Genomic DNA, 26,612 nt, shown 5'->3' on the forward strand with positions numbered 1-26,612 from the left:
AATGAATCAAAAAAATATCAAAAAGCTTAGCTTTCTCGCACCAATTGGTTTAGCTTTTTATTGGCTTATTCTCCTGAAAGCTTCCGCTATGCCCGAATCCAAAGAAGGTTTCATTTTGCAAAGTGGCTATATAAAATATCTATTAGGTTGGATTGGTATTTCCTTGCTGGTGGTAGGGTTGGCATATATTCATTATAAATGGGTTTTTCTTAAAATTGTTTATCATCATAATCCTGCTGTTCAAGCCCTTTGGTTTCCTTGGGTCTCAATGTTGCTATGGCTTATTTTTGAGCTCTTACAATTTCGAACAGGGCATTTTGAAGGATACATTGATGAAAACATTCTCATCAGTCTTCTTGGATTGGTGTTGATTTTGATGGTAGCCTATTTATGTGACTATATACGAACCAAACAACTTCAGACACAATTGCTTCAAAGTAAGTCAGAAGCTGACCTTCATGCGCTCAAGGCACAAATTAACCCTCACTTCCTGTTCAATGTCCTAAATACCGTTTATAACCAAGCAAGCCTAGAAGAAAGTCCTAACACTGCTGATATGATTCTGAAGATTTCTGATTTATTAAGATTTGCTATTGAAGAAGCTCCCAAAAGTAAGATTCCTCTGGATAAAGAAATCTCTTTTCTACAAAATTATATTGATTTACAAAAAGCTAGACTTCCACAAAATCCAATGATTGAGCTAGACTTTCAATGGGAAATTTCTCCTAATAAATTCGTCGTTTCTCCTATGCTATTAATGCCCTTAGCAGAAAATGCTTTTCGCTATGGTCTCAGTCTATCACACCCTTGCTACATTCGCCTTTCTGCTATTTTAGAACAACAAACGTTGAAGTTTTCAATCGAAAATAGCAATTTTGCTGTTGGTCGAGAGGGACTTGGCACTGGTCTCAAACAAGTTCAAGAAAGACTTAAACTAGAATACAATAATCAAAATGAGTTTCATATTCAGAAAAACGACAAAACCTTTAGTGTTCAGTTGAAACTTAATCTTGGTAATTAGGCTAAAGATATTTGGCACACTAAAACCTAAAACATTCCTATGAACTGTATTATCCTCGATGACGAACCAGCTGCCGTTGCTATTCTTGAAAGATATATTCAAAAAGTACCCGATTTCCAGCACCTTCAGTCCTTCCACAGTCCGATGGAAGCGTTGGGTTTTATCAAACAAAAGGCGGTTGAATTAGTATTTTTAGACATTCAAATGCCCGATTTATTGGGAACTGACCTAGCCAAACTTTTACCCAAAGGAACACAAGTGATTTTTACTACTGCTTTTTCTGATTATGCTGTAGAAGGATTTTCTTTGAGGGCTGTTGATTATCTCCTAAAGCCAATTAGTTTTCCGAGGTTTCTGGAAGCATGTAATCGTGCACTAGAGAATAGGACGCAGCGTAATTCTACAAACGAATACTTTTTTGTAAAGGATGGACATGATTGGATAAAAATTATCTGGAAGAATGTACAGTTTATTCAGTCCGATGGTAATCTATTATATATTCATGAAAAAGATAAAAAAGTCATCACTCGAATGCCCCTCAAAGATATTGTTCATCTTTTGCCTTCTCAAGAGTTTATCCGTGTCCATAAATCATTTATTGTTTCATTATCGGCAATCCACCGAATTGAGCGCCATCAGTTACATTTATCTAATGTAGTTGTTCCGATTGCTACCACTTATAAAGATGTTATTGAAAAACACTTTGGTTTAAAATAACCATTTGTCAACTCGCCAATTTTCAAATTTTCAAACCTCAAAAGCACTCTTATCTAAACTTTTCGGCTGGTTATTATCTTTTTCGGAGGAATGGACGTAATTTTGTAAATACAATTTGAAGAATTGTGGGTTTACGATGCCTAAGGTATCAAAAAGCATCGCAAAAGAAACAACAGATAAATTAAACGAAACGTGAAAAACATTCGTAATTTTTGCATTATTGCACATATTGACCACGGCAAAAGTACTCTAGCCGACCGTTTGATTGAATTTACTAATACTGTTCAAAAGCGTGATATGCAAGCTCAGCTTTTGGATGATATGGACTTGGAACGTGAACGTGGTATTACTATCAAGTCACACGCTATCCAAATGAACTATCAATACGGCGACGAGAGTTATACTTTTAACCTCATCGACACTCCAGGACACGTTGACTTTTCTTATGAAGTTTCTCGCTCAATTGCTGCCTGCGAAGGAGCATTATTGATTGTTGATGCTTCACAAGGTATCGAAGCTCAAACTATCTCAAACCTTTTCTTGGCCTTGAATCATGACTTGGTAATTATTCCAGTTTTGAATAAAATCGACCTTCCAGGAGCGATGCCTGAAGAAGTAAAAGACCAAGTAGTAGATCTTTTGGGTTGTGACCGTGACGAAATTATTCATGCTTCAGGAAAAGAAGGTATTGGTATCAAAGATATTTTGGATGCAATCGTTGAGCGTGTACCTGCACCAAAAGGCAATCCAGATTCTGAATTACAAGCACTTATCTTCGACTCGGTATTTAACTCATTCCGTGGTATCGAAGTAATTTTCCGTGTATATAATGGTACTATCAAAAAAGGTGATAAAGTAAAATTCGTAGCCACTGGCAAAGAATATACCGCCGATGAAATTGGTACGCTCCGTTTTGATAAAGAACCTAAATCAGAAGTAAGAGCAGGTGACGTAGGTTACTTGATTTCAGGTATTAAAGATGCCAAAGAAGTAAAAGTTGGTGATACGATCACACACCGCGACAAACCTTGCTTGGATATGATTCAAGGTTTTGAAGAGGTAAAACCAATGGTATTTGCGGGTATTTATCCTGTAGACACCACCGAGTTTGAGGATCTTCGTGATGCGATGGAGAAATTGCAATTGAACGATGCCTCGTTGGTGTGGGAGCCCGAAACTTCTGCTGCCTTAGGATTTGGTTTCCGTTGTGGTTTCTTGGGTATGTTGCACATGGAAATCGTTCAGGAGCGTTTGGAACGTGAATTTGACATGACAGTAATCACAACTGTACCTTCAGTAAAATTCAAAGTAAATACAACAAACGAAGGTGAAATTTGGGTATCTGCTCCGTCTGAGTTACCAGACCCTAACAAAATTGATAGCGTAGAAGAACCATTCATCAAAGCGCAAATCATCTCGAAGTCTGAGTATGTGGGTTCGATTATGAAGCTTTGTATGGACAAACGTGGTATTCTCAAAAATCAAATTTACTTGACTTCTGACCGTGTTGAGTTACAGTTTGATATGCCACTTTCTGAAGTTGTATTTGACTTCTTTGACAAATTGAAAACTATCTCTCGTGGATACGCTTCATTGGATTATGAATTCAAAGGCTATGAAGAAAGTGACATGGTGAAGCTTGACATTATGCTCAATGCAGAACCAGTCGATGCGCTTTCTGCAATTGTACACCGTGAAAAAGCTTACGAATGGGGTAAACGTTTGTGCGAAAAGTTAAGAGAATTATTACCTCGCCAACAGTTCGAAATCGCTATTCAAGCAGCAATCGGTCAAAAAATCATTGCTCGTGAAACGGTTAAAGCGCTTCGTAAAGACGTATTAGCAAAATGTTACGGTGGTGACATTTCTCGTAAACGTAAATTATTGGAAAAACAGAAAAAAGGTAAGAAAAGAATGCGTCAAGTAGGTAACGTAGAAATTCCTCAAGAAGCATTTATGGCTGTATTGAAACTAGACTAGCATTAAATGAGAAAGAGGATTTTTTGAATAATGACTATTTTTCAAAAAATCCTCTTTCTTTATAAACGACAAAAGCTCAAACGTAAGTTTGGGCTTTTGTCGTTTATATACTGCCGATTTAACCCGTATTCACCTAACTTCACTCATATACTTATCCAATCTTTCTCATTCTTATAGGTAATAATTCCTTCTATCTTGCTATCAATCAAAACCGTAAGCAACATGGAAAAGTTAACAATAAAAAAGCAGCTTTTTGAAAAAGCAATTCAACAGCAACAAACCTTAGTAAGAGATATTCAAAAACGTCTTTCTGACTTAAAAGAAAGTATTACCTCTTTAGAAGTTGGAAGTTTCGGAGGAAGTGACGACGCTCGTCGAGAAGAAGATGTTGAAGATATTCAGCAAGAAAAAATCCACTTAGCTAATGCTAAAGCAGAGCTAAATAAACTCGAAGCATTATTTCGAGATGTACAAATCGACGCTAAAGTTGGTGTGGGAAGTATTGTAAAAACGGAGCAGTTTAATTTTGTATTCGCGATAAATATGCCTCAAATAGAATTAAATAACGAACGTTTTATGCTAGTATCAGACCAAGCACCAGTATTTAAAGCACTCGAGGGAAAAACTGTTGGGGAGCAGGCACAAATCAATCGTCATTATTATACGATAAAGGAGATTTTTTAAGATACAAAAATATGAGTTATCCCTAACTTAGTGATTGAGCGGATGAGTGATTATGTTACAATTTATATTTTAGTAGTAGAGACGCAATGATTGCGTCTTAAGCCAAGTTATATCAAGTATATTTTCATCAAAAAAGCGGTCGAAAACTATTTTTCGACCGCTTTTTTGATGAAAATTTGGAGAATAACCCTAATTTTAAAATTCGGGATGACTCATATTTACTTCTCACCATACACTTTTCTCATAATGGCATCGCCTACCCCTGTACGGTAATGACTCTGTTCGTAGAAGTTTTGATAATATTCTGTCAACCCATTCTTTCCTGTAAAATCATACACTCTTTTGGGAAATAATTTTTGTAATAGAGCCAAGTCTGTGGGATGAAACTTGACTTGTTCATACAATGGACTCAAAATTATTTTGTAGTCCGTATGATGTTTTTTGAAAATATCAGCTATCTCTTGAAGCATTTTTTCCTGACGATATTCAATTAAAATTGACTTATCTGTCTTCTGACCTTTTCTTTGATAAAACACGCCCTTTTTTTCCTGATAGTACTCTTCTGGATGTTGACTTACCAAACGCTCCTGAAAAGGCATATAGATGGTATTATTTCGAGTATCATAATAGATGGGCTTTTCTTGAATAAAGCCTTTCATCCAACTTTGATAGCCCAATAATTGATACCCATAATAGCGAATCCAAAAGTCAGGTTGTATATACGCTTTGAGAAATAGCGTTTGAAAATCTAATACTGACTCCCCTGAGACCTTCGGATGTTTGATATACAAGTGATTATCGACGTTTGAAGTATGTGTAAACGTACGATCATGACAAATAATGAGTAGTACATTTTTCAACTTCACTCCTTGTCTATCTAGCCATTTGATTTTAGTGTAAATCCCATAAATAGACTCATTGGAAGCATCAAAAAGAAAAGGTTCTGCATTTTCAGGCAAATATTTTTTCCAACGTGCTGGCTTAAATGCCATCGTTCGGGAACTCCCCAAAATGAAAGAATTATAATGAAACTGAGGATTATTGCGAATAAATGTCTCGGTAGAAACATAATCTCTATTGGGAACAATCACAGGTTTTGAAAAGTCCGAGTAGCTATGCAGCACTTTGAAGGGATCAAAATACCAGTATCCCAACAAAAACAAACAGCCTACAACAATCGGAATAATCGAAAACTTGAGAATAGTCCAAATAAATCTACGCATGAGGAAGGAAATACCAGTGCTTCAAAAAACCGTAAAACACTGGTAATGAGGTATATTATTTCTTTTTCTGTTTCTTTTCACGAGCTACCATCTCTTTTGGTTTTTTCTCCATTTTAATCGGATAGCCCAATAAATCGCGAATTACCACTGATGCACAAACGCCTCCAAATGCCGCAGGAATATAAGAAATTGTCCCATAAGCTGACTTTTTGAAGTTGCTTCCATCGGTCAACATCAAAGAATCATCGTCGTGTTTTTCTAAAGAAAAAACCGCTTTGATGCCCGAACGGATTCCCATTTTACGCAAACGCTTACGAACTAATGAGGCGAGATAACATTGACGAGTTTCAAATAAATCTGCGGTGCGAAGCAATGTTGGATCTACTTTTCCTCCTGCTCCCATCGAACTTACGATTTTGAGTCCCTTGTTATACGCTGTACTTAAAAGCGTTAATTTTGGGGTGATTGAGTCAATACAGTCCATCACGTAATCGAACTGATTTTCGCTCAAAAGCTTTTCAGCTGCTTCTGGAGATAAAAACTCCTTTATGGTTGTTAACTTCAATTCTGGATTAATCGCCAACAATCGCTCAGTCATAATATCCGCTTTGGGCTCCCCATGATTGGTTGCCAATGCAGGTAACTGACGGTTACGGTTGGATGGGTCGACCACGTCGCCATCTACAATCGTCATTGTGCCAACGCCTGAGCGCGCGACAAATTCGGCAGCAAATGAACCAACGCCACCTAAGCCCACCACTAATACGTGAGCATTTTGTAATTTTTGAATTCCCTCGTCACCTACCAACAATTTGGTTCTACCAAGCCAAGCTAAATCACTCATTTTTTATTGAAAATATCTTTTACTTAAAATCTTTAAAGTTCTTCTCTAATTTGATAATCAGTAGTTCTATCAGAGTTCATGGTTAATAATTCGCCAATAAAACCAGCTAAAAACAGTTGTGAACCTATAATAATCGCTACCAACGCCAAATAAAACCACGTATTATCAGTAATATTTCGGAAAGGAATATGATTGGAAATGCTGTAAATTTTATCACCTATCAAGTAAAGTGTAATAAATAAGCCTACCAAAAATGACAAGATACCCAAACTACCAAATAGGTGCATTGGACGTTTGCCAAATTTTTGGACAAAAGTAATTGAAAGTAAATCTAGTAATCCGTAAAGAAAACGTTCGATACCAAACTTGGTTGTACCATATTTACGAGCCTGATGCTGCACTACTTTTTCTCCAATTCTTGAAAAACCGTTCCAATTAGCCTGAACAGGGATGTAGCGGTGCATTTCGCCATACAGACGGATTGTTTTGATTACCTCTAATTTGTAGGCTTTCAAACCACAGTTATTGTCATGCAGATTAATACCCGACATCCATTTGATAGCCGCATTATAGAGTTTAGTAGGAATCGTTTTCGAAAGTGGATCAAAACGTTTTTGTTTCCAACCCGAAACCAAATCATAATCCTCAACCGTAATCATGCGATATAACTCAGGAATCTCATCTGGGCTATCCTGCAAATCAGCATCCATTGTGATCACCACACTTCCTTGAGCTTTCTGAAAACCCACGTGCAAAGCAGCAGATTTACCATAGTTGCGACTAAATGAAACAGCTTTGATACGAGGATTCTGTGCGGCAAGAGACTTCAACACCTGCCAAGAGCGGTCTTTACTCCCATCGTTCACAAAAATCACTTCGTAGGTAAATTGATTTTCATCCATCACTCGCTCAATCCATGCACAAAGTTCAGGCAAAGATTCCTCCTCATTATATAGTGGTACTACAATCGAAATTGCTAACATAATTTTGTTTATTAGAAATGTTACCGCATGACTCGATAACGAATGATAGACGGTGTCTTTATCAAAAAATCAAATAATACTCTTTTAATAATGCGCTAAATTGACCTGTATATTGTTCTTGAGCATCTTTTATCAGTAATTCAGTGTTTTCCAGAATCTCTGGCTCACTTCCATATTCAACAATAACTCTAAGAATCTTTGCGCCTTCACGATGGCGAACAGTCAATTTTTTTTGTGGAAATAATCCCTTTGATACTGCCAAGTCTTCAAGGACTTTCGCCTCATAAGCTGGTAATAATACTGCAAATTTACCAGAAGTTGTCCGTAACCTAAGCACCGAATCCAAAAGTTCTTCAAAACTTAAAGTTTCGGTATGATGCGCCTGATTTTTTTGTACCTTCTCCGACTTCAAATGATTCTGATAAAAGGGAGGATTTGACACAATATAATCATATTTTGTATCAGGAGAAAAATCTTGTATTTTTCCGTGAAATACTCCTATCCTATCACTCCATTTACTTTCGGCAATATTACTTTTGGCTTGTTCAAAAGCTGGTAGGTCTAATTCTACGGCATCAATACCTGCGTTGGTTCGCTGTGCCATCATCAATGATAACAACCCTGTTCCTGAACCAATATCTAAAATATTTTCAGCCTGAGCAACATCTACCCAAGCACCCAATATACAAGCGTCGGTAGACACTTTCATGGCGCACTGGTCTTGATGTATGGTAAATTGCTTGAACTGAAACATATACGTTTATAATATTTAGTGATTGAGTGTTTTGTGATTTAGTGATTTTTAATAATAATCACTAAATCACAAAACACTCAATCACTCATTACTTTCTTCCATAATCCGCGGGGTTTTCGCCCCAGAATTCGGTTTCCCACTTGAGCACTTGGTTTGAATACGTATTATTTTTCAACCAGATTAATGCTCTATCTACTAATCGAAAAAGCTCTTCGGTTTTAGCATTACGTTCTAAATTCGTTTTTATTGCTTTATTTCTGACCCAGCTCAAAGCCGTTTTTGAGTCTGAGTAAATGGGCAAATCAGAATTGTGTTTTTGCAAGAAAGACAAACCATGCACTATAGCTAAGAATTCTCCGATATTTACAGTTCCTTCAGGAAATGGACCCATCGAAAATAAGACTCTTTTCGTAGAAGTTTCAACTCCTTGATATTCCAACACGCCAGGGTTGCCAGAGCAGGCAGCATCTACAGAAATACTATTGGCCAAGGGTTTTCCTACATTTTTCTTGGTTACCGCTTTTGCTCCAGTAGCTCCTTGTTGCACAGACTGCCAGTAGTTTCCCTTAGCAGCTTTCTCGGCCTCCGCCTCTGTATCAAAGGATTTGTATTGTGCCCCTTCAAAGCCTTTTACAGCTTCTTCAGTTTCTGCCCACGAAGAAAAAACACCCGTTTTTCTTCCCTTCCACACTGCATAATATTTTGCTTTTTTTGCCATTTCTCTTAAAAAACCGTGAAGATAATCAATTTTCGGCTTTATCTCGAAAGAATCAACATGCGTAAATATTTTGTCTCTGCTGTTCATACTATTGCAGATTGGGGATTGCTGATTTCGGAAATACAGAAAACTACTTTTATTTTTTACAAGATATAGCAAGAAAAAACTCCCATATCCGAAATACTCCCTTCGTACACTACTAATTTCAGATAAATAATCTTTGAGGTTTACCACAAAAGAACATAGAAGTGCCAAGTGCTGATTTTAGTTAATTAATGTTAAATAAGCGTGTTAAACTGCTTTTGCTATTGTTCTTCTAAAAATGACCTTTTAGCTTTGTTCAAAATTTAACACCGTTTACATCATGAAAAAACTCATTCTAACCTGTTGTGTTGCCGCGTTGAGCGCACTTTCTCTTACCTCAAAAGCACAGTTCGACCCTAATACAAAATACTGGCAACTAGGTGGTTCGTTAGCTACTAATAACACCACATTTGGCAATCTTGGCAGAGAAGATTTACATAGCAATGCAATTTCATTGACTTTTAGAAAAGGAAAATTTGGAGAAAACAATGTAGCAAAAGGTTGGCTTTTAGACTATAGTCTTTTAACATCATCAGGGTCTACTCTTAACACGACCTATTACCAGCATCGTTTTGGAGCAGGCTATTTTGTGAGCAAATTTCAACCAATCACTCAAAATTTAGCCTTGTATGCTGAAGCCGTTGGCAAAGCACAATATCTATACAATACCTCAAAAGGAAGCACTGGCACTGATGGTTGGGCTGCAACGATTGAAGGTAATGTTGGGCTACGCTACAGTATGAAGAACAAATGGTTCTTGGATTTAGGAACAAACGTAGGGACGCTTCAATATCAAAGTATGGGTGATGTAAAGAACTTTTCTGGTGCGATTGTACCAAGTGTTGGAACTTTCAAAATATCTATAGGCAAGACTTTTTAGATTGTAGATGTTACTGGTTAGTAGTATATCAGTTAGTGGTAGATTTTACCAAAGTAGATATAAAGTGTTTCAATTCTATCTATACAGTCATTTTAGCATCTATTATTTGTTTTTTATATAAAGTACAATATTACGTTTATTCTACACCGTTTTGTTCAATTAGGATTGTTTCGCACTAAGAAACGAGTAATATAGAAGAGCGCTCTGCCATAGGTAGAGCGCTCTCTTTTTGTTAAAGTTTTGTTAAATCACTTGAATTGTACTTAAGGATTCTTACTTTCGTACAAATTTTTAACACCATATACTTACATGAAAATACTTTTTCTAACCTGTTTGACTGTGATACTACTCATGGTCCATAATTCATCTCAAGCACAATACGACCCAGGCACTAAATATTGGGTGGTCGGTGGCGGACTTATTGGAAACTTTAGAAACGCCTTTACTTCATCACAGGCTTTAGCTCATGAACAAAACCTAAACTTACATTTCAAGTTTGGAAAATTTGGCGACAATAAGGTTTCGAGAGGCTGGTTAGCAGATTATACGCTTGAGTGGCATGAATCGAGCAGTTCCTCTAAATATGGTTCACATAGTATTGGAGCAGGATATTTTATCAATAAATTTCAGCCACTCAACAAAAATATTGGTCTATATGCAGAAGCTAGTGGTATAGGGAGATATTTACTTACCAGATCGAACAATGGCTATAAAAGTGATGGTTTTCATGCCTCCATTCAAGCTAATGTAGGATTAAGGTATCATTTCAAAAGTAAACTTTTTCTTGATTGTAGTGCTAATATAGGCTCTGTTAACTATCAAAAATCAGATTCACAACCTGCTAAAACAGAAAATTTTTATGTTGCCCTATCCCCAAATATTGGTTCTTTCAAAATTGCTATCGGTAAAACACTCTAACCTAGAAAAATCATGAAAACGTTACAATTTAGCTTATTAGTTATATCGATTTGTCTACTATTTAATTTCTATAGCTTTGGACAATACAGTGAAGGCAAAAAATACTTGGAAGGTAGTTTCAATATTGGAACAACAAGACTGAAGGACTACAATCAAAATCAAAAAGATGATTTATCATCTACTCTAAATGTTACCTACGGGAAGTTTATATCCAAATCAAAAGCTCGCTTCTGGACCTTAGGATTTACACAATCCTCAACAGATTACAGATTTGCAACTACATACAGTACGAATAATTCAAATTACAAATTCTCCCTAGGTGTAGGAAATGAATATTACAAACAAATATTTGGGAATTTAGGTATTTATGGAAGGCTTCAAGGAAATCTTTATGCAGGTAATACTTCCCAAACTATTTACGATGACTTTAGGCCGTCTAACAATGAAGATACCAACACCTTCTCTACAGGCGTAACTTTGGAAGGTTCAGGAGGAGTAAGCTATTTCGTTAGTAAGAAATTAGCACTCGTTGTACCGATTGTAAGTTCAAATTTATTTGGGCTAGACTTTAGTCAAACAAATAGTGAAACGATGATGTCTACCTCTAGGATTATTCAGATTAGGTACAACATTTCACCTACTATCTATCTTAATCTGGGTATTGGTATACGGTATGTATTTTAAACATGAGTTGTCGCTAAATTAGTGAATTGAGATTGAGTCATTCAGGATTTTAGCATTAGGGGCATTCTCCAATATTTCATCAAAAAAGCGGTCAGAAAACAATTTTCGACCGCTTTTTTGATGCTACTATACTAGATATAACTTGGCTTAAGACGCAATCATTGCGTCTCTACTACTAGAATATAAATTGTAACATAATCACTCATTCACTCAACCACAATTCACTAAATTCGAGATGCATATCTCGCCAATTCTATCAATTCCCCTCCTCTTTCAACTCTCGAATATCCGCAATCAAATTTTCTACATCTGTGGCTAAGGTACCATTATATATTCCACGAATTCGGTTTTGGGAATCTACCAAAATAAAGTTTTCGGTATGTAAAAAATTGTTTTCGTCTTTAGCTACACCTAAATTTTCATCCGCAAAATAGGATTTTCTTGCCAAATCATAAATCTGTTTTTTATCTCCTGTCAACAAATGCCATTGAGGCAAGTTTATATTTTTTGTCTTTGCATAACGTGCCAAAACTGCAACACTGTCACGATTGGGCATAACGCTGTAGGACATAATTCTGACTGAACTATCCTTGGCATACGCTTGTGCCACCTTTTGCATGCCATCCATCAGTCGAGGACAAAGACTTGGACAAATGGTAAAGAAAAAATTGGCAACATGGATTTTGCCTTTTACCGTATTGAGCGTCACCTTTTGACCTGCTTGATTCTGGAAACTAAAATCTGCAATATGATGTGTGACACTGTCAGCATTCCAAATAGTGGTAAAATCTGCTGTATTGTAATAGGGTATTTTCGTCTTCTTTTCAGAAGTAGAACAACTTGCAATAAGTACATTTATGAGTACAACAAGAGTTATTTTATTCATTATAATCCCGTTTGAAGTTTTTCGTTTTCGCCCATACAACCTTTAGCACCTAATAATCCAAATCTTCTTCCTTCGACTACCTCAAAATTGGCTTTGAGTTTTCCATTTTCATACCAAAAACTTTGTCTTCCTGAAGGTTGACCTTTTTCATTATAGTGACATAAGGAAAAAAGCTGTCCACTCTGATACCATTGCTTATGTTCACCAACAGGCATATCTTCCACAAAATGATAATCGAAGCGTTTATGACCATTTTGCCAAAAGGCAAAATGATGCCCAGTTTTTTGATTATTGCGATAAAAACGTTTCTCTGACAAATTACCATTTTCATACCATTGTGTTTCCCATCCTTCAAGCTTTCCATGATTATAAACTCTTTCCGAAGATTTTTGATGGTTTGGGAAAAAGGTATCGAGCACGCCTGAAAAAGGTTTTCCTTGATAAAAAAGAACATCTTGTTGGTACACAAAAGCCTTATCATCCCACCGATAATGTTGTGGTGATTTTTCACAAGCGAACAGCAAAATATGACTTAAAAAGAGAACTAAGCAATGGTAAAATTTCATATTCAACTTTATATTAATAACAGTTATAAACTGTTTAAAAAGTAAGTCCAAGACTAAGTCTTGAACTAGGAATTGTTGAATAATGAGTGGGGAGCTTTGAATATAAATTATTGATAATTAAAAACTTACATTCACACCCACTCACAATTCCACCTTATTACTGACTGACTGTTCCTGCTGTTCCATAAAAGCCTGAGCCATTGATGTAAGGATCGGCATCTGTTATATGATAATGGTAAATTCCCTTAGGAAATTCCGCTGTTACATGCGAATGTCCGTGATAAGTATCCAAATCAGCATTGGATACCGCCTTACCATTTTCTTGAGGTCCATAGACTGGAAAACCATCTAGCAGAAAACCCAGAAAAGCTGATTTGCCGTTTTGAGTGGTCAAGTAAGCAGGTTCCTGATGATAGTGGTATTGCCCAGTCTGTTGAGGATGACCTAAGTATTGGTCAAAAGAATTAATCTCATTGGTCAAAGGCTGATTGGGTCCTGCATATTGATTAAAAAATGGAACGCCATTTAGTGAAACACCAATTGGTCCTAGAGGCGTAGAAGCATGTGTACTAGCTTTTGCAGGATGAAGCGGTATTTTAAACACTAAATTCTGTGAGGATATCCGATTAGGATTTAGATTAAAACGTGTATTGATTCCATTATAAGCCTCGTATCTAGCATCTGTTGATTGAAAATAGGGACTTTTATGATTGGGAATACCATTGCTTTTAATGACCAAATAATTGCCTTCAACTGTAACAGATAAACCAGAATTCGAAAACTTAGATTGTACCACAGATATATCCACGTCCGAAGTCGTAGTGGTATTGTCAGGAGTTACAGACGTTGTATTATCGCTTTTACAAGCAAACAAACCCATAAAAGCCAATGCAAATAATTGCTTTTTCATAGTTTTTAAAATTTAAGGCAAAAGGTTTTTGCCAGTTTGAGTAAACATAATTGTGGGTAGAGATGTCTCATTATTGATGAATTGTGAGTTAGGACTGTACGAAGGTTTTTATTTTGTTCAACAGAGTTCTTATTTATCGTTTTTGGGGTGTAGCTGAAACTCTAGCAGTTGCCATTTTGAATGAGGTAACTGCAAGAGTTACCACTACGGTTAATACATTTAACACTGTAACCGCATGGGCTGTCACTACGTTATTTGAATTTCTGATTACTTATCTGCTAAATATTCAGTCTCAACTTATTGCTATCTTGGAGGTCTTGATACTTGCTCCAGCACTTCGCCAATCATATTGTCGAGCTCTTGTTGCTGCTGAGGATTACAGACTTTATCTCTTACTTTTCTGAAATGGTCAAAATTGATCTGCTCCTGTTTGGCTATAAGGTTCGCAATCTGATTTTGCTTTTGAGAGATAATCGAATCATTTTGTGATAACCCTTTACTGTATAAGTCTTTTTTGGCTTCTTGAATCGCTAGATGGAGGGAATCTATCTGGCGACGATGTTCATGAATCAGTGTTTCGTAAGCTTGTTTTTGCTTTTCATCAAAATTCAATTTTGACTCCAAATAATGTTGAAGACGAGGTCCTTCGTGCCCCATACCAAAAGGCTGACCATGTGGAGGTCTTCCAGCAGGGCGTCCCAGCCAAATTACGGCTAGCAAAGCAATATTCATGATTACCAAACCAGCGAATATCCAAGGAGAGAATAATTTCATATCTAAAAATATTTTTTTGAATAGAGCATCTATTAATTAGTACAATTGCGACAAACCAGTATTTATACCAAATTCATTACCTAATTCGACCATAATATTTGTTTCATTTTGGGACTTCAAATTATTCCAAACCGTCAGTACGTTGAAGAATAACAGTAGCAATGCAAAACTTACCCCAGCCGTTTTCCAAACAGGGTTAATGGTTTTTATATGATTTCGTTGGCTAATTCTGTATTGAATTTTCGCAAACAAAAATGGATTACCTTCTACCCTTTCGAGCGTATCTAGGCTCTGTAGGGTCTTTTCTATTTCATCGTTATTTGTTTCCATCGTGTTAGATTCCTTGCTGATAATATCCTTGTAGTTTCTTTTTTAAATTTTGTTTTGCTCTAAAAATTAGAGATTCGACAGAAGCCAATGATACTTGCATTACCTCTGCGATTTCTTGGTACGAAAGCCCTTCGATTTTATGAAGCGTAAAAGCCACACGTTGATTGTCGGGCAATTCCTCGACTTTACTCATCAAGATACTGGCTCTTTCCTTATTTTCTAAAGTGACACCGGGGTGCTCCCAGTCTGGCATAGAGGGCAACTCTTTGTTTTCACTCCAGCTTAAGATAGATAATATTACTCCCCAACGCTTTTGACTTTTTTGTTTACGTATATAGTCGAGAGATTTATTTACTGCCACTCGATAGATATAGGTTCCAAGCTTTGATTCAAATTTGAATGCATGAATAGACTCATATATTTCAATAAAAACTTCTTGTGTCAAATCCTCTGCTTCTGTCGAACTTTTCACAAAACCCCAGCAAGTATTCTGCACCTTGTCTTGATACTTATCGACAAGATGTTTGAAAGCCAATTGATCGGCTTGTTGTAGTTTTTTTACTAGTTCTTGTTCAGTCATAGAGATAATTTAGCCAAGTGATTTGGTATTTGGAGTTTAGACGTTATATTTAAAGTAAAACCTGCGGTTTACATCTAAAATTTTTTCTATAACCTAAAACCCCCCATTTCAATTTCAAACTTCTTTTTATATTTTTTCCAATAATTATTGAATTTTATCATCATTTTAATACCTTTAATCGCATTATTTTTGTTTTTTGTCGATTTATGAGATAGATTTAAAACTTGTTATTTGAAAAAATCAAATGCTTTATCAATTTTTTAAATTTTTATAAACAACTATTCTATGAGACAGTTCTATCGATTTTCAATGATTTTAGCACTACTATTTTCAAGTGTTTACACTTTTGCTCAAGGTTTAAAAGGTAGTATTAAGGACAGCAAAACAGGTCAAGGAATTCCTGGGGTATCAATTAGTGTACAAGGACGTACTACAGGTACGGTATCTGATGGCAATGGGAATTATGTATTAAAACTTCAAGCAGGAAGTTACATGATCAAAGTTAGTGCTGTGGGCTATCAAGTAATTACTGAAAATGTACAAATTGAGGCGAGTGGCACAAACAAAAACTTTAGTTTGGTAGAAAGTATTTCTTCGTTGGAAGAAGTGGTCGTAACAGGTACACGCAGTGAAGGTCGTACCAAAATAGACACACCAGTGCCTGTTGATGTTATTCCGCTTTCGCAAGTAACCAATAATGTTGGACAAGTTGACATTAACCAAATCTTGACTTTCGTCGCTCCTTCATTTCAATCTTCTCGTCAGGCTATTTCGGATGGTACTGACCACGTTGATCCAGCTCAACTACGTGGACTTGGACCAGACCAAGTATTAGTTTTGGTAAATGGTAAAAGAAGACATCAGTCCTCTTTGGTCAACGTAAATGGCACCGTAAACCGTGGTACTGTTGGTACTGACATGAATGCGATCCCTGCTACTGCCGTTGATAAAATAGAAATCCTTCGTGATGGAGCAGCGGCACAATATGGTTCTGATGCCATTGCAGGTGTTATTAACATTGTGTTGAAAAAACAAACAGGTCTATCAGGAAATCTATCGGCAGGTGAATATGTAACATCTTATGCAAAGAATTATGCTGTTAATTTCAGTAATGGTTTGCCTAAAGATGTATCAGTTCAAGATGGTTTTACGGGACAACTTGGCTTGAACTATGGTATTAAACTAGGAGATAAAGGCTTTTTGAATATTACAGGTGAATATGTTTCGAGAGGACGTACCAACCGTACTGGTACATATACTGGTCAGGTATATCCAACTGTAACAGGTCAAACCGACGACCAAATTATCGCAAGTAAAGGACTTACACGTGATGCTTTTGATATGCGTATTGGTAACTCTGAAGTAAAAGGTGGCGGTATTGTGGTAAACGGTGCCTTACCAATCAATGACAATATTGAAGCCTATATTTTTGGAGGTTATAACAACAAAAAAGGCAATGCTGCAGGTTTTTATCGTTATCCAAATGGTGTTCCGGCGGCAGTTCGTACAGGAGTTTTTGCACTTTATCCAAATGGATTTTTACCTGAAATCACTTCAGATGTAACAGATTTGTCCATTGCGGCGGGTGTGCGTGGTAAAATTGCTAAAAACTGGAACTTCGATTTAAGTAATGTTTATGGTAAGAATATCTTTGATTATGGTGTTCAAAACTCTATTAACTATTCTCAAGTTGGAAGCGTAAGCACTCCACAAACTTCGTTTGATGCAGGAGGTAATACATTTTCACAAAATACGACCAATTTTGATATGAGTCGTAAATACGGTGATATCTTGGAAGGTTTGAACGTAGCGTTTGGTGCAGAATATCGTGTCGACCAATTTGGCACTCGTGCTGGTGAAGAAGCGTCTTACAAAAACTATAATACAAGCTTAGGTGTTGCGGCTGGAGCGCAAGTATTCCCAGGTTTCTTACCTTCAAATGCAGGTACTCACTCACGTAGCAACGTTGGGGTTTATACAGATTTAGAATTAGACGTAACTAAAAAATGGGTAGTTTCAGGTGCTTTACGTCTAGAAAATTATTCGGATTTTGGCAGTACAGGACTAAAATATAAAGTAGCGACTCGTTACAAATTGTTGGACAAACTAGCGATACGTGGAGCCGTAAGTACAGGGTTTAGAGCGCCGTCTTTACAACAACAGTATTATTCAAAAACAAATACCTTGTTCCAAACTATCAATGGTGTACAAACGCCTGTTGAAAGTGGTACATTCCCGAATAGCAGTCAGCCAGCAAAAATATTTGGTATTCCTGAGTTAAAAGCTGAGTCTTCACAAAGCTACAGCATTGGTGCTACGGCAGAATTGGGTAAATTAGAAGTAACAGTCGATGCTTATCAGATTGATATTAAAGACCGTATTATCTTGACCAATAACTTTACGGCTAATGGAAATGCTACTATTGCTGCTCAATTGGCTCAAGCAGGTGCAACTACAGTTAACTTCTTTACAAATGCGATCGATACTCGTTCACGAGGTTTGGAGGCTGTGGTAGCTTATGCAACTCGCTTGCCACAAGGGCATTCATTGAAATTTACCTTAGCGGGTGCATTTATCGACAATGAGGTAATCAAAGGCTCTGATGGTAAACCTGTAATTAAAGCCACTCCGACATTGATTGAAACTGGTCAGTTAGGGAATTATTTCAACCGTGAAGACCAAAGCCGTATCGAGGTAGCTAGTCCAAAAAGTAAAATTACGGGTACTGTAAATTACAAATTTGGTAAGTTTGGAGCCATGCTTCGTGCGGTTCGTTTTGGCGAAGTGGTATATTTAGACCCAACGATGTTGAACTCTACAAGCTTTGTAGCAAATGCTTTCAATAACAACAACAAAGAGACTTTAGATCAAACTTTTTCACCAAAAATCACAACAGATTTAACGTTAAACTATCAGGTAGCAAAAGGAATCAATCTGGCTGTTGGGGCAAACAATATCTTTGATGTTTACCAAGATATTCATACTCACTCAGGAAACATGAGCGCTGGACGTTTTGTGTATTCTCGTCGTGTTCAGCAGTTTGGATTTAACGGTAGATATGTATTTGCTCGTTTGAATTTCAATTTCTAATGATGAGGTTATCTGTTAAGTAGGAAGAGGTTATTAGTTAATAGTCTATTGGTTATTTGAAGATATTCATAATCAAAATGTTATATCCAAATTACACCTCAATACCAATTATTTAATCCTTTCTATTACTTAATGTATTAAAATCATAGCTGGAAGAATTCTATTTTCCTAGACTATTGTATACTCATCAAAAAAGGCGTTCGAAAAACTAATTTCGAACGCCTTTTTTGATACTATATCCCAAAATGATACCTCTTTAGACGCAATCATTGCGTCTCTACAGTATGAATACATGTAAAAATATCTCAAAACTCATCATTCAGAACTACCCTAGTCTTGTTTTGATAATCTTGATTGCTATCGCCAAAAGAATTACTCCAAACACTTTTCGGAGCACATTTGTACCTCCTTGACCTAACATTTTTTCAATCCATTCGCTTGAACGAAGCACGATATATATGAAGATAAGGTTTAGAAACACCCCTATCAAAATGTTGATCTCATCATACTGAGATTTCAAAGAAAGGATAGTCGTCATAGTACCTGCTCCAGCAATAATTGGAAATGCTAAAGGTACAATCGAAGCAGCTTTTGAACCTGAAACCTCCTCAGATTTGAAAATATTACGTCCTAAAATCATTTCTAGACCAATCAAGAAAATAATCAATGCTCCTGCGATGGCAAAGGAATTAATATCGACACCGAAAAGGCTCAAAATAGATTTTCCGACATACAAAAAAGCAATCATAATACCACCTGAGACCAAGGTAGCTTGTTCGGGGTGAATATTACCTGTTTTTTTACGTAAATCAATAATCACAGGAATCGACCCAAGAATATCGATTACAGAAAACAAAATGAGTGAAACAGAGAAAATCTCCTTTAAATTGAAATTCATGATTTGGTAAGGGTTTAGTTGATGAAAAAGCAGAAGTTATCTTTTCAGCCTTCGGCAGTCAGCTATGAGCACTAGGCAAAAAAAATATTCTTTATGAGATTATCAATATATCTCTTGCCTATTGTCTACAGCATATAGCCTAGAGCACAATATTTTTTTAAACTGTTACAACGGCTTTGTTGGGCAAATGTAATAACAGTTGTTCGCGTAACGCTAAACGGTCAGCCTCAGAAATCGCAGGAAAATTGGCAATACGAAAGGTGCTATCTTTCCATGCACCATAGCCATTGCCTAATGTTATCCCTTGCGCTTCCATGATTTGCTTAATATGTTTGACTACAGCTGGTTGAGCTTCAATAGCCAATACCGTATCCGAACGCAATGCTGGGATTTGAATCAAAGGTTTTACACCTCCATTTGTTAAATCTGCATCAAAATGTTCTTCAAAAAAATCATACCACTCTTTTGCCTGAGCTTCAATTCGAGCAGAGGTTTCTGAAATATCTGGTATTTGTTCTAAAATCTTAGATAGTAAATAGATTTCCAACACATTGGGTGTATAATGAGTCTGATATTTTTTGAAATTATCATTCATAAACAACAGACTATTATAGTATTTTCTATCGCCAATTATTTCAGCATGTCGCAACGCTTTGGGTGAACATACCATCACTGCCATACCAGCGGGTAAGCCAAAACATTTTTGCACAGAAGCAAACCAAATATCTGCTGACTGCCAATCTAACTCCACACCTGCCATCGAAGAAGTCGCATCTACCGCAATGAGTGCTTCTGGATATTTCTGCAAAATAGTATTCCATTGCTTCAAGTGCGTACCATTAGAGGTTTCATTATGGGTCAAACACACCACATCTGCGTCGGAGTCTGGCAATAATATCTCTTCTATTGACTGTTCATAATCATAAAATACTCTCGAGACTTGTGGTAAAATACGTCCAGCATATTCTGCCCATTTGTCGCCAAAAGCTCCATTGTATAAATGTAAACTATGACGCTGAGTAAGCGATTGGGCGATAATTTCCCACACCTCGGTAGCCGAGGATACAAAATATATCGTATAATCTGCTGGAATATGAAGTTTTTGGTGAAGCAAATCGATAGCAGAGCGGGTAATCTGCATACAAGTCTGACTACGGTGATTGATACTAAGCACGCCCTCGTCAAAGGCTTGTTTGAGATAATGCTCAACCACTGGATAAACTTTGGAAGGTCCTGGATAAAATGTAATCATCGTAGTAAGGCCGTTAGTGTGGAGAATTGGGAGTTCAAACAAATTTGACTATTTCGGATATTGGATGTTAGATTTCGGAAGTTTAAAGCACTTTTTAAATTTCCGAAATCAGCAATCTCAAATCCGAAATAGTTCAAAACCAATTGTGCAATCCTAATGTGAATCCATGAGTGTTGAGTTTGTCACCCCAAATCCAAATTATAAAAATGTTTGGATAGCAAAATCGTATCCTCTCAAGCCAAAGCCAATGATAATTCCGATACAATTTTTGCTCAAAAAACTATGATGACGGTACTCTTCACGAGCATGAACATTCGAAATATGTACTTCTACGGTTGGTGTTTTTACCGCCGCAATAGCATCAGCTAAGGCAATAGACGTGTGTGTGAGTCCACCAGCATTCAAAACAATACCATCAAAAGTAAAACCTACTTCGTGGATTTTGTCGATTAAAGCACCTTCGTGATTTGACTGGAAATAGTGCAAATCTACATGACTTTCGAACTTGTCTCTTAGTATTTCAAAATATTGCTCAAATGTTTGGTGACCGTATATCTCTGGCTCACGTTTTCCTAACAAATTCAAGTTAGGACCATTCACGATTAAAATCTGCTTTTTTGTCACAACAGTATCGATTTAAAGTTAAAAATGAAATCAGGCCTTGAAAAAGCTCCATCCGATTCGCCTGATTTTACGAATATGCCAAATATTGATTAGCTTCGCAAAATACAATAAAAATTATATCCTAAAAACAAAGCCTTAAACTCGCTAGTTCATAAAACTGCTTTGTTTTTCAAGTATGCTTAAATATTATAAGTTATTAGAAATGAAAAAGTTTGAGTTCAATTTTATGAAATCCTATTGTTTGAGCCGCAGGCGAGTTTAGGATTTCTTGACTTTCTTTTGTTACTTTTCTTGTCTTGACACAAGAAAAGTAAGGAGCCGTGAATAGAAATTTCGTTTTTCTTATGGGAGCCAAATAAAATTTTTAAACATACTATTACTCATTTCGGAAGTATCAAGATGTGGCAAATTTATATAAAAAACTTTAAAAACTACCTTACTCTCGAAAGGGCGCTTTCAGAGAACTCTATCGAAGCGTATATCAGAGACGTTAGTAAATTTTGGGAATATCTCGAAATCACACATAACGATGCACCTTCAGTAACTGAGGTTAGCGACAAGCATATCTTCAGTTTTTTTCAATACATCGACGAACTCGGATTGGAGGCCACCTCTCAAGCACGTATGCTTTCGGGGCTCAAAGCTTTTTATAAATATCTTGAAGTAGAAGACGTCATCAAACAAGACCCAACCCTTTTGATAGCATCGCCCAAAGTTGGCAGAAAATTACCTTCTACGCTCAGCTATCCTGAAATTGTACAAATGCTAGAGTCCATCGATCTATCCACACCCGAAGGCACACGCAACAGAGCAATGCTAGAAGTATTATATAGTTCGGGGCTTCGTGTGTCGGAACTGGTAGAGCTAAAAATTTCGGAGTGCTATTTTGATATTGGCTTCCTACGAGTTCGAGGCAAAGGAGATAAAGTAAGATTAGTGCCAATAGGCAGAGATGCCATGCACTACACACAAATTTATATGGAAGAAATCAGAAAGCATCAGCCCATTCAGACTGATTTTTCGGATCATCTCTTTTTAAATCGTCGGGGAAAAAACCTCACCAGAGTGATGGTATTTTTGATCATCAAAGACCTTGCGATGATAACAGGTATTCAGAAAAATATCAGTCCACACACATTCCGTCATTCTTTTGCGACTCATTTGATTGAAGGAGGAGCTGATTTGCGAGCCATTCAAGAAATGTTGGGGCATTCGAGCATCACAACCACCGAAATATACACCCACCTCGACCGAGCCTATCTACAACAGACGATTGTAGATTTTCATCCGAGGAATAGAGGGTTTAGGTAGTGACACGCAAGACTGTTCAGCCCTCGTTGGAGTTATCTCCATAGCCTTAAAGCTATGGAGATAACTCCAACTTTTTAAACTCTATGAGTTAATAATGCTTTAGGATAATTCTTTAATAATAGAGTATTGTTAAACGCTATTCACCAGCTAAGTGTACTTGATTCAAAGGGCAAGAGCTTAGTATTAACACTTATTCATATTACAATAAAAATTTAATTATTACCTGCTTCAATATAACTACCCTTTTAACTTATGGTTTTTTATCACATTTTATCAAGAAAAATATTATCAAGATTATCTTTTAGGTTATAAATTAAACTTTATGAGAACGCAAAATATAATATAGATATGCTAACTTGCTTTCAAATTATTGGGGAAAGCTTTTCCTATTCTAGTGCAACTCTATAGTTTTTTTCTTGCTTTTGAAGTGGACACAGACCATTAATAGGTCGAGAGGTTTCTAAATTGAATTACTTGCTTCTTTTAATCTTATAATTCTATTTTGAATCTTCCATAAAGAAGATCAAAAGTTTTATCTATTAGCCTTTGTATTTACTATAAAATCCACAATCCATTGATTATCATATAGTCGATGATTGGTTTTGTATTTACTTTTGAATACATAATGTTAAGTACTGTCAATTAAATATAAAAGTCTGTGATCGGCGTACCGCTAAATCACAAAATATAGTTACCCATTGCATTGACAACTTAACTTCTTTCAAAAGTAGATAGTGTTTTATCCCATAAGTAATGAGTTTTTCAGAGAAATTCTCACAGGTATGCTATTGCCCTAACAATTAATAATTGAGTATTAAAATCGTTTTCAAAATTTAACACATCTACTTAAAACATGAACCATGATATTTTAACCTATTCATTTCACTATTTATTACTATGTTAATTCAACTCTTACATATCAGCTACAAACGCAGTTTATACTTTAATAAATAGCTAAAACACAACCCTGAAAGTAGTCAGAATAACGGAGCTTCTGTCAATACTTCTTCTATGACAAGAAAACTAATCGGGATAAAAGTCTACGTTGCAAATCAATTTGCCCAACAACGTATATACATTAAGGTTAAAAAAATTCTTTGTTTTACCTTATAGTCAATTATTTATTGAACTTACAATGATTGTAATCACAAGCGTCATGAGCAAAACTAAATAGCACATTTTATGCTAAAAATCAAACCTTGTTTAGTGACAAGGCAACTTGGTGTCTCTTAGCGAAATCAAACGTTCAAACATTATACCTTTAACAAACTATAAGGTAGCATTTGGGTGTAAATTTTATTTTCTCTTTATGAGAATTTAACTATCATAGTTTTCAAACTCTTCTTATTCATTATCGTATTTATGATTGACATACTACTATTTGGTGTTTAGGCATACTCAACATTTACCACGTAAAGCACAGTAAATCAACACATTGCCTTTAAACACTTATTAGACAAATTTCCATGATTCTATTTTCTTTGTGTATTCTATAAATCCATCGCCAAAAATTATAACTTTTTTAATAAAAAATATTGTTCTACTAGCCAATCAATACCCAAAAGAGTATGCTAAACATAATCTTCAGAGTATCTCAACCTTAATTTTATACTTTTTATCCTACTTAACAAAAGATAATTCTTGTAAACACCCCCTAAAAATAGGGATTTTAAACAATTTTATTAATCCCTATCTTTGTAGCACATTTTCAATTTAAACAACCACTTCTGAAGCAAATTTGTGATAAGATCTTTTCCAGTTAAGCATCGAACACCAGCATTGTTTTATACCAATTTGATTTATAAAGCTGTTTAACCGCACGATTTTCTTGCTAATAAATATTGATTTTTGCAGCAAAAAACATGTTTAAGTATTAAAAAAGTCTTTTCCGACTTTTACTAACATTTGTATTTTACCAATCAGCCTATATTGTTGTCTTTCACTGAACCGTATTTTTTAATTAGTTTTAAACTTATATATCATGCTAATCGGAATAATTGATGAAGACCAATATAAAATATTAAACATAGAGGAATTCTTTACCACTTTTAGAAATATTGACTTGATAGTATCAGGGAGCGATGTAGAAAATTTTATAGTAGACGTTACTGATAACCCCGAACCTGATGTAATATTTATACGAATAAAACAGAGTAGTTCTAGAGGTACAGAGCAGATTAGTAGCATTCGAAAAAAATTTTTACAATCATTAATTATTGTCGTTACTAATGACATCACAGATCATTTAATTCTTGAATCGTTTAAAGCTGGAGCAAGTGGCTATATGCTCGCGCCTATATTAGCATCAGCCGTTTATGATAAACAAGATTTATTTAAGCAAAAAGAAATTACAATATCTTATGACATCAAAAATGCTTCTCTTGGAGCTAGAAACAAAACTGAAACAAAACTAAAAAAAGCACTTACCAAACGAGAAATTGAAGTCGTCCATTTTTTACTAAAAGGAATGTCATACAAAGAAATTGCCAATAGTTTAAATATTAGCTTCTTTACGGTTAATGATCACGTAAAAAATATTTATACCAAGCTTGATATCAATTCTAAAGGTGAACTTTTATCTCTATTCATATCTTAAAATAATAACACAACATGAAAACAGAACCTATCTCATTAATAATTGATGATGACAAAATTAATCGTTTCATTCTCTCAAAAACCCTCGACGATCTTGGACAAACTCACTTTGAAGCAATCAACGGTCTGGAAGCTATAAACTTTCTTAAATCAACAGACTATAGCCACATAATAGTTTTTTTAGATTTGAATATGCCTGTTTTGGATGGATACGAATTTTTACAATTCTTGGATGAGTTTGCTCACGATTTTGCTCATAAAAATATCAAAGTCATTGTTTTATCATCTGTAATGTATATCGATTTCATCAAAAAAATGCCTTATGCAAAAATTATCAACTATCTGAATAAACCCGTTGACTTACGACACATAAAATTGGCAATTCAAAATGCTAGAGAAGCACTTAAAATAAATTGCTATACTCCTAGCTCAACGAGGGCCTTGGTAAAAGTGGATAATGTTTGATTTTGAATAAATACCATTTTAACTATTGCTGGTATAACTTACAGGCAATAGCCCTTTTTTTGCTGTAACAGTAATCCGTCAATGTTGTTGCAGTGAATGATTATCTATTTACCTTATAATTTTTCTTAATATGAAAATATTCAGAGCCGCCAAATATCTATTGATTGGCAATATCATGATGTATTCGTGTGTAAGTACAACAAAATTCGAAAGGCTTCAATCGTCTAAAGAGCGACTAACCAAAAATCTTGTGTACACCGAGAATGAATTAGGGAGCTTAAGAGAAAAAACTTATATTTTAATTAACAAATTTGATGAAGAGTCTCAGAAACTGAAAGATTTAAATCAAAAAGTTAATTATTTGGCAGATGCTATAAAGTTAGACAGTTTAGAACTTGTGAAATATAAAACTAGTTTGCAAGATTATGAAGAACAATTGAGACAATGTCACGAAAGTAATTCTATGCTTGTTGCTAACTTTAACAACAAAATATCGGGGCTTCATCAACAATATCAAAAAAAAATAAGACTTCTCAATAATAAGATAAGATTTACCAAAGCAATGCAACTTCAATTACAGCAAAAGCTGTTGATAGAGCGACAAAAAAATACACAGCTCAGTCAAAAGGCAAATGTAGAAATGCATTAATAACTAGCCAATAAGATTTTTCATGCTCATTTAACTCCATAGTCTGACGGCTATGGAGTTAAATGAGCATGCGCAAGCAATAGCTCAACTATATGGACTAACCCACTAGTAACTGACGCATATCTCTCATTGGAGATAACTCCAACAAGGTTAATAAAAACACATTTTCCTCCTCCAACTGGGTATAATTCC

The 26,612-nt window shown here is 35.8% G+C and carries 26 protein-coding genes; 12 read left to right on the forward strand and 14 right to left on the reverse strand.

Going from position 1 to position 26,612, the window contains the following annotated elements:
* Position 1 precedes the first annotated feature (1 nt).
* From QM481_RS01050 to QM481_RS01065, 4 genes are all read left to right on the forward strand, one after another.
* Positions 2 to 1,021, forward strand: coding sequence for a sensor histidine kinase (locus QM481_RS01050; RefSeq protein WP_283380305.1), 1,020 nt, complete (start codon positions 2 to 4; stop codon positions 1,019 to 1,021).
* A gap of 39 nt (positions 1,022 to 1,060) precedes the next feature.
* Positions 1,061 to 1,738 carry a LytR/AlgR family response regulator transcription factor gene (locus QM481_RS01055; protein WP_283380306.1) on the forward strand — a complete coding sequence of 226 codons (678 nt, stop codon included), beginning with the start codon at positions 1,061 to 1,063 and terminating at the stop codon, positions 1,736 to 1,738.
* 192 nt (positions 1,739 to 1,930) lie between these two features.
* A complete protein-coding gene (gene lepA, locus QM481_RS01060) occupies positions 1,931 to 3,718 on the forward strand; it encodes a translation elongation factor 4 (protein ID WP_283380307.1) in 1,788 nt (595 codons plus the stop codon).
* Between the two features lie 222 nt (positions 3,719 to 3,940).
* Positions 3,941 to 4,402, forward strand: a complete 462-nt coding sequence (locus QM481_RS01065) for a hypothetical protein (protein WP_283380308.1) — start codon at positions 3,941 to 3,943, stop codon at positions 4,400 to 4,402.
* A gap of 218 nt (positions 4,403 to 4,620) precedes the next feature.
* Here QM481_RS01065 and QM481_RS01070 read toward each other — a convergent pair whose 3' ends face one another.
* From QM481_RS01070 to QM481_RS01090, 5 genes are all read right to left on the reverse strand, one after another.
* Entirely contained in the window at positions 4,621 to 5,625 is a 1,005-nt protein-coding gene (locus tag QM481_RS01070; protein WP_283380309.1) for a hypothetical protein, read from the reverse strand.
* A 55-nt stretch (positions 5,626 to 5,680) separates the two neighbouring features.
* Entirely contained in the window at positions 5,681 to 6,469 is a 789-nt protein-coding gene (locus tag QM481_RS01075) for a tRNA threonylcarbamoyladenosine dehydratase (RefSeq protein WP_283380310.1), read from the reverse strand.
* A 32-nt stretch (positions 6,470 to 6,501) separates the two neighbouring features.
* Complete coding sequence (locus QM481_RS01080; RefSeq protein ID WP_166549482.1) at positions 6,502 to 7,452, reverse strand: glycosyltransferase family 2 protein; 951 nt, start codon at positions 7,450 to 7,452, stop codon at positions 6,502 to 6,504.
* A gap of 61 nt (positions 7,453 to 7,513) precedes the next feature.
* Positions 7,514 to 8,206: a tRNA1(Val) (adenine(37)-N6)-methyltransferase gene (locus QM481_RS01085; protein ID WP_283380311.1), complete on the reverse strand. Its 693-nt coding sequence runs from the start codon at positions 8,204 to 8,206 to the stop codon at positions 7,514 to 7,516.
* Between the two features lie 88 nt (positions 8,207 to 8,294).
* On the reverse strand, positions 8,295 to 9,011 hold the full coding sequence (locus QM481_RS01090) for a ribonuclease H1 domain-containing protein (protein ID WP_310589655.1): 717 nt from the start codon (positions 9,009 to 9,011) through the stop codon (positions 8,295 to 8,297).
* A gap of 277 nt (positions 9,012 to 9,288) precedes the next feature.
* Between QM481_RS01090 and QM481_RS01095 the strand changes: the two genes are divergently transcribed.
* The 3 genes from QM481_RS01095 to QM481_RS01105 all read left to right on the forward strand — a co-directional run bounded on the left by QM481_RS01095 (position 9,289) and on the right by QM481_RS01105 (position 11,490).
* Positions 9,289 to 9,888: a hypothetical protein gene (locus QM481_RS01095; RefSeq protein ID WP_283380312.1), complete on the forward strand. Its 600-nt coding sequence runs from the start codon at positions 9,289 to 9,291 to the stop codon at positions 9,886 to 9,888.
* 309 nt (positions 9,889 to 10,197) lie between these two features.
* Positions 10,198 to 10,806 (forward strand): outer membrane beta-barrel protein, encoded by a 609-nt coding sequence (locus tag QM481_RS01100; RefSeq protein ID WP_283380313.1) that lies wholly within the window; start codon positions 10,198 to 10,200, stop codon positions 10,804 to 10,806.
* Positions 10,807 to 10,818: 12 nt separating this feature from the next.
* The gene (locus QM481_RS01105) at positions 10,819 to 11,490 is read left to right on the forward strand and encodes a hypothetical protein (protein WP_283380314.1); all 672 of its coding nucleotides are present in this window, start codon (positions 10,819 to 10,821) and stop codon (positions 11,488 to 11,490) included.
* Between the two features lie 256 nt (positions 11,491 to 11,746).
* Here QM481_RS01105 and QM481_RS01110 read toward each other — a convergent pair whose 3' ends face one another.
* The 6 genes from QM481_RS01110 to QM481_RS01135 form a co-directional block, all read right to left on the reverse strand.
* A complete protein-coding gene (locus tag QM481_RS01110; RefSeq protein WP_283380315.1) occupies positions 11,747 to 12,376 on the reverse strand; it encodes an SCO family protein in 630 nt (209 codons plus the stop codon).
* The gene (locus tag QM481_RS01115) at positions 12,376 to 12,942 is read right to left on the reverse strand and encodes a toxin-antitoxin system YwqK family antitoxin (protein WP_283380316.1); all 567 of its coding nucleotides are present in this window, start codon (positions 12,940 to 12,942) and stop codon (positions 12,376 to 12,378) included. Before QM481_RS01115 ends, QM481_RS01110 begins: the two co-directional genes overlap by 1 nt.
* 157 nt (positions 12,943 to 13,099) lie before the next feature.
* Positions 13,100 to 13,852, reverse strand: coding sequence for a YHYH protein (locus QM481_RS01120; RefSeq protein WP_283380317.1), 753 nt, complete (start codon positions 13,850 to 13,852; stop codon positions 13,100 to 13,102).
* Between the two features lie 303 nt (positions 13,853 to 14,155).
* Positions 14,156 to 14,626 carry a Spy/CpxP family protein refolding chaperone gene (locus QM481_RS01125; RefSeq protein WP_283380318.1) on the reverse strand — a complete coding sequence of 157 codons (471 nt, stop codon included), beginning with the start codon at positions 14,624 to 14,626 and terminating at the stop codon, positions 14,156 to 14,158.
* Between the two features lie 36 nt (positions 14,627 to 14,662).
* Positions 14,663 to 14,956, reverse strand: coding sequence for a hypothetical protein (locus QM481_RS01130; protein ID WP_283380319.1), 294 nt, complete (start codon positions 14,954 to 14,956; stop codon positions 14,663 to 14,665).
* A 4-nt stretch (positions 14,957 to 14,960) separates the two neighbouring features.
* A complete protein-coding gene (locus QM481_RS01135) occupies positions 14,961 to 15,536 on the reverse strand; it encodes an RNA polymerase sigma factor (protein WP_283380320.1) in 576 nt (191 codons plus the stop codon).
* Between the two features lie 285 nt (positions 15,537 to 15,821).
* Here QM481_RS01135 and QM481_RS01140 point away from each other — a divergent pair, with 285 nt between their 5' ends.
* Positions 15,822 to 18,626 carry a TonB-dependent receptor gene (locus tag QM481_RS01140; RefSeq protein WP_283380321.1) on the forward strand — a complete coding sequence of 935 codons (2,805 nt, stop codon included), beginning with the start codon at positions 15,822 to 15,824 and terminating at the stop codon, positions 18,624 to 18,626.
* 325 nt (positions 18,627 to 18,951) lie between these two features.
* Here QM481_RS01140 and QM481_RS01145 read toward each other — a convergent pair whose 3' ends face one another.
* From QM481_RS01145 to aroQ, 3 genes are all read right to left on the reverse strand, one after another.
* Complete coding sequence (locus tag QM481_RS01145) at positions 18,952 to 19,524, reverse strand: MarC family protein (RefSeq protein ID WP_166549495.1); 573 nt, start codon at positions 19,522 to 19,524, stop codon at positions 18,952 to 18,954.
* A 157-nt stretch (positions 19,525 to 19,681) separates the two neighbouring features.
* On the reverse strand, positions 19,682 to 20,776 hold the full coding sequence (locus tag QM481_RS01150) for an aminotransferase class V-fold PLP-dependent enzyme (protein WP_283380322.1): 1,095 nt from the start codon (positions 20,774 to 20,776) through the stop codon (positions 19,682 to 19,684).
* Positions 20,777 to 20,974: 198 nt separating this feature from the next.
* Positions 20,975 to 21,400 (reverse strand): type II 3-dehydroquinate dehydratase, encoded by a 426-nt coding sequence (gene aroQ / locus QM481_RS01155; RefSeq protein WP_166549497.1) that lies wholly within the window; start codon positions 21,398 to 21,400, stop codon positions 20,975 to 20,977.
* A 399-nt stretch (positions 21,401 to 21,799) separates the two neighbouring features.
* Here aroQ and xerD point away from each other — a divergent pair, with 399 nt between their 5' ends.
* The 4 genes from xerD to QM481_RS01175 all read left to right on the forward strand — a co-directional run bounded on the left by xerD (position 21,800) and on the right by QM481_RS01175 (position 26,420).
* Positions 21,800 to 22,711: a site-specific tyrosine recombinase XerD gene (gene xerD / locus QM481_RS01160; RefSeq protein WP_283380323.1), complete on the forward strand. Its 912-nt coding sequence runs from the start codon at positions 21,800 to 21,802 to the stop codon at positions 22,709 to 22,711.
* Positions 22,712 to 24,692: 1,981 nt separating this feature from the next.
* Positions 24,693 to 25,307, forward strand: coding sequence for a transcriptional regulator (locus QM481_RS01165; RefSeq protein WP_283380324.1), 615 nt, complete (start codon positions 24,693 to 24,695; stop codon positions 25,305 to 25,307).
* Between the two features lie 14 nt (positions 25,308 to 25,321).
* The gene (locus QM481_RS01170) at positions 25,322 to 25,771 is read left to right on the forward strand and encodes a response regulator (RefSeq protein WP_283380325.1); all 450 of its coding nucleotides are present in this window, start codon (positions 25,322 to 25,324) and stop codon (positions 25,769 to 25,771) included.
* Between the two features lie 130 nt (positions 25,772 to 25,901).
* Entirely contained in the window at positions 25,902 to 26,420 is a 519-nt protein-coding gene (locus QM481_RS01175) for a hypothetical protein (protein ID WP_283380326.1), read from the forward strand.
* Positions 26,421 to 26,612 lie beyond the last annotated feature (192 nt).

Origin of the sequence: Flectobacillus rivi (assembly GCF_030056655.1) — a bacterium.
Lineage (GTDB): Bacteria > Bacteroidota > Bacteroidia > Cytophagales > Spirosomataceae > Flectobacillus > Flectobacillus rivi.

Coding starts and splice junctions, on each gene's coding strand:
- QM481_RS01080 (WP_166549482.1), bottom strand. CDS start 7,452: ATGTTAGCAATTTCGATTGTAGTACCACTATATAATGAGGAGGAATCT.
- QM481_RS01105 (WP_283380314.1), top strand. CDS start 10,819: ATGAAAACGTTACAATTTAGCTTATTAGTTATATCGATTTGTCTACTA.
- QM481_RS01075 (WP_283380310.1), bottom strand. CDS start 6,469: ATGAGTGATTTAGCTTGGCTTGGTAGAACCAAATTGTTGGTAGGTGAC.
- QM481_RS01065 (WP_283380308.1), top strand. CDS start 3,941: ATGGAAAAGTTAACAATAAAAAAGCAGCTTTTTGAAAAAGCAATTCAA.
- QM481_RS01135 (WP_283380320.1), bottom strand. CDS start 15,536: ATGACTGAACAAGAACTAGTAAAAAAACTACAACAAGCCGATCAATTG.
- xerD (WP_283380323.1), top strand. CDS start 21,800: ATGTGGCAAATTTATATAAAAAACTTTAAAAACTACCTTACTCTCGAA.
- QM481_RS01125 (WP_283380318.1), bottom strand. CDS start 14,626: ATGAAATTATTCTCTCCTTGGATATTCGCTGGTTTGGTAATCATGAAT.
- QM481_RS01120 (WP_283380317.1), bottom strand. CDS start 13,852: ATGAAAAAGCAATTATTTGCATTGGCTTTTATGGGTTTGTTTGCTTGT.
- QM481_RS01140 (WP_283380321.1), top strand. CDS start 15,822: ATGAGACAGTTCTATCGATTTTCAATGATTTTAGCACTACTATTTTCA.
- QM481_RS01130 (WP_283380319.1), bottom strand. CDS start 14,956: ATGGAAACAAATAACGATGAAATAGAAAAGACCCTACAGAGCCTAGAT.
- QM481_RS01055 (WP_283380306.1), top strand. CDS start 1,061: ATGAACTGTATTATCCTCGATGACGAACCAGCTGCCGTTGCTATTCTT.
- QM481_RS01115 (WP_283380316.1), bottom strand. CDS start 12,942: ATGAAATTTTACCATTGCTTAGTTCTCTTTTTAAGTCATATTTTGCTG.
- QM481_RS01095 (WP_283380312.1), top strand. CDS start 9,289: ATGAAAAAACTCATTCTAACCTGTTGTGTTGCCGCGTTGAGCGCACTT.
- QM481_RS01085 (WP_283380311.1), bottom strand. CDS start 8,206: ATGTTTCAGTTCAAGCAATTTACCATACATCAAGACCAGTGCGCCATG.
- QM481_RS01150 (WP_283380322.1), bottom strand. CDS start 20,776: ATGATTACATTTTATCCAGGACCTTCCAAAGTTTATCCAGTGGTTGAG.
- QM481_RS01090 (WP_310589655.1), bottom strand. CDS start 9,011: ATGAACAGCAGAGACAAAATATTTACGCATGTTGATTCTTTCGAGATA.
- QM481_RS01070 (WP_283380309.1), bottom strand. CDS start 5,625: ATGCGTAGATTTATTTGGACTATTCTCAAGTTTTCGATTATTCCGATT.
- QM481_RS01050 (WP_283380305.1), top strand. CDS start 2: ATGAATCAAAAAAATATCAAAAAGCTTAGCTTTCTCGCACCAATTGGT.
- QM481_RS01110 (WP_283380315.1), bottom strand. CDS start 12,376: ATGAATAAAATAACTCTTGTTGTACTCATAAATGTACTTATTGCAAGT.
- QM481_RS01100 (WP_283380313.1), top strand. CDS start 10,198: ATGAAAATACTTTTTCTAACCTGTTTGACTGTGATACTACTCATGGTC.
- QM481_RS01165 (WP_283380324.1), top strand. CDS start 24,693: ATGCTAATCGGAATAATTGATGAAGACCAATATAAAATATTAAACATA.
- QM481_RS01145 (WP_166549495.1), bottom strand. CDS start 19,524: ATGAATTTCAATTTAAAGGAGATTTTCTCTGTTTCACTCATTTTGTTT.
- QM481_RS01175 (WP_283380326.1), top strand. CDS start 25,902: ATGAAAATATTCAGAGCCGCCAAATATCTATTGATTGGCAATATCATG.
- QM481_RS01170 (WP_283380325.1), top strand. CDS start 25,322: ATGAAAACAGAACCTATCTCATTAATAATTGATGATGACAAAATTAAT.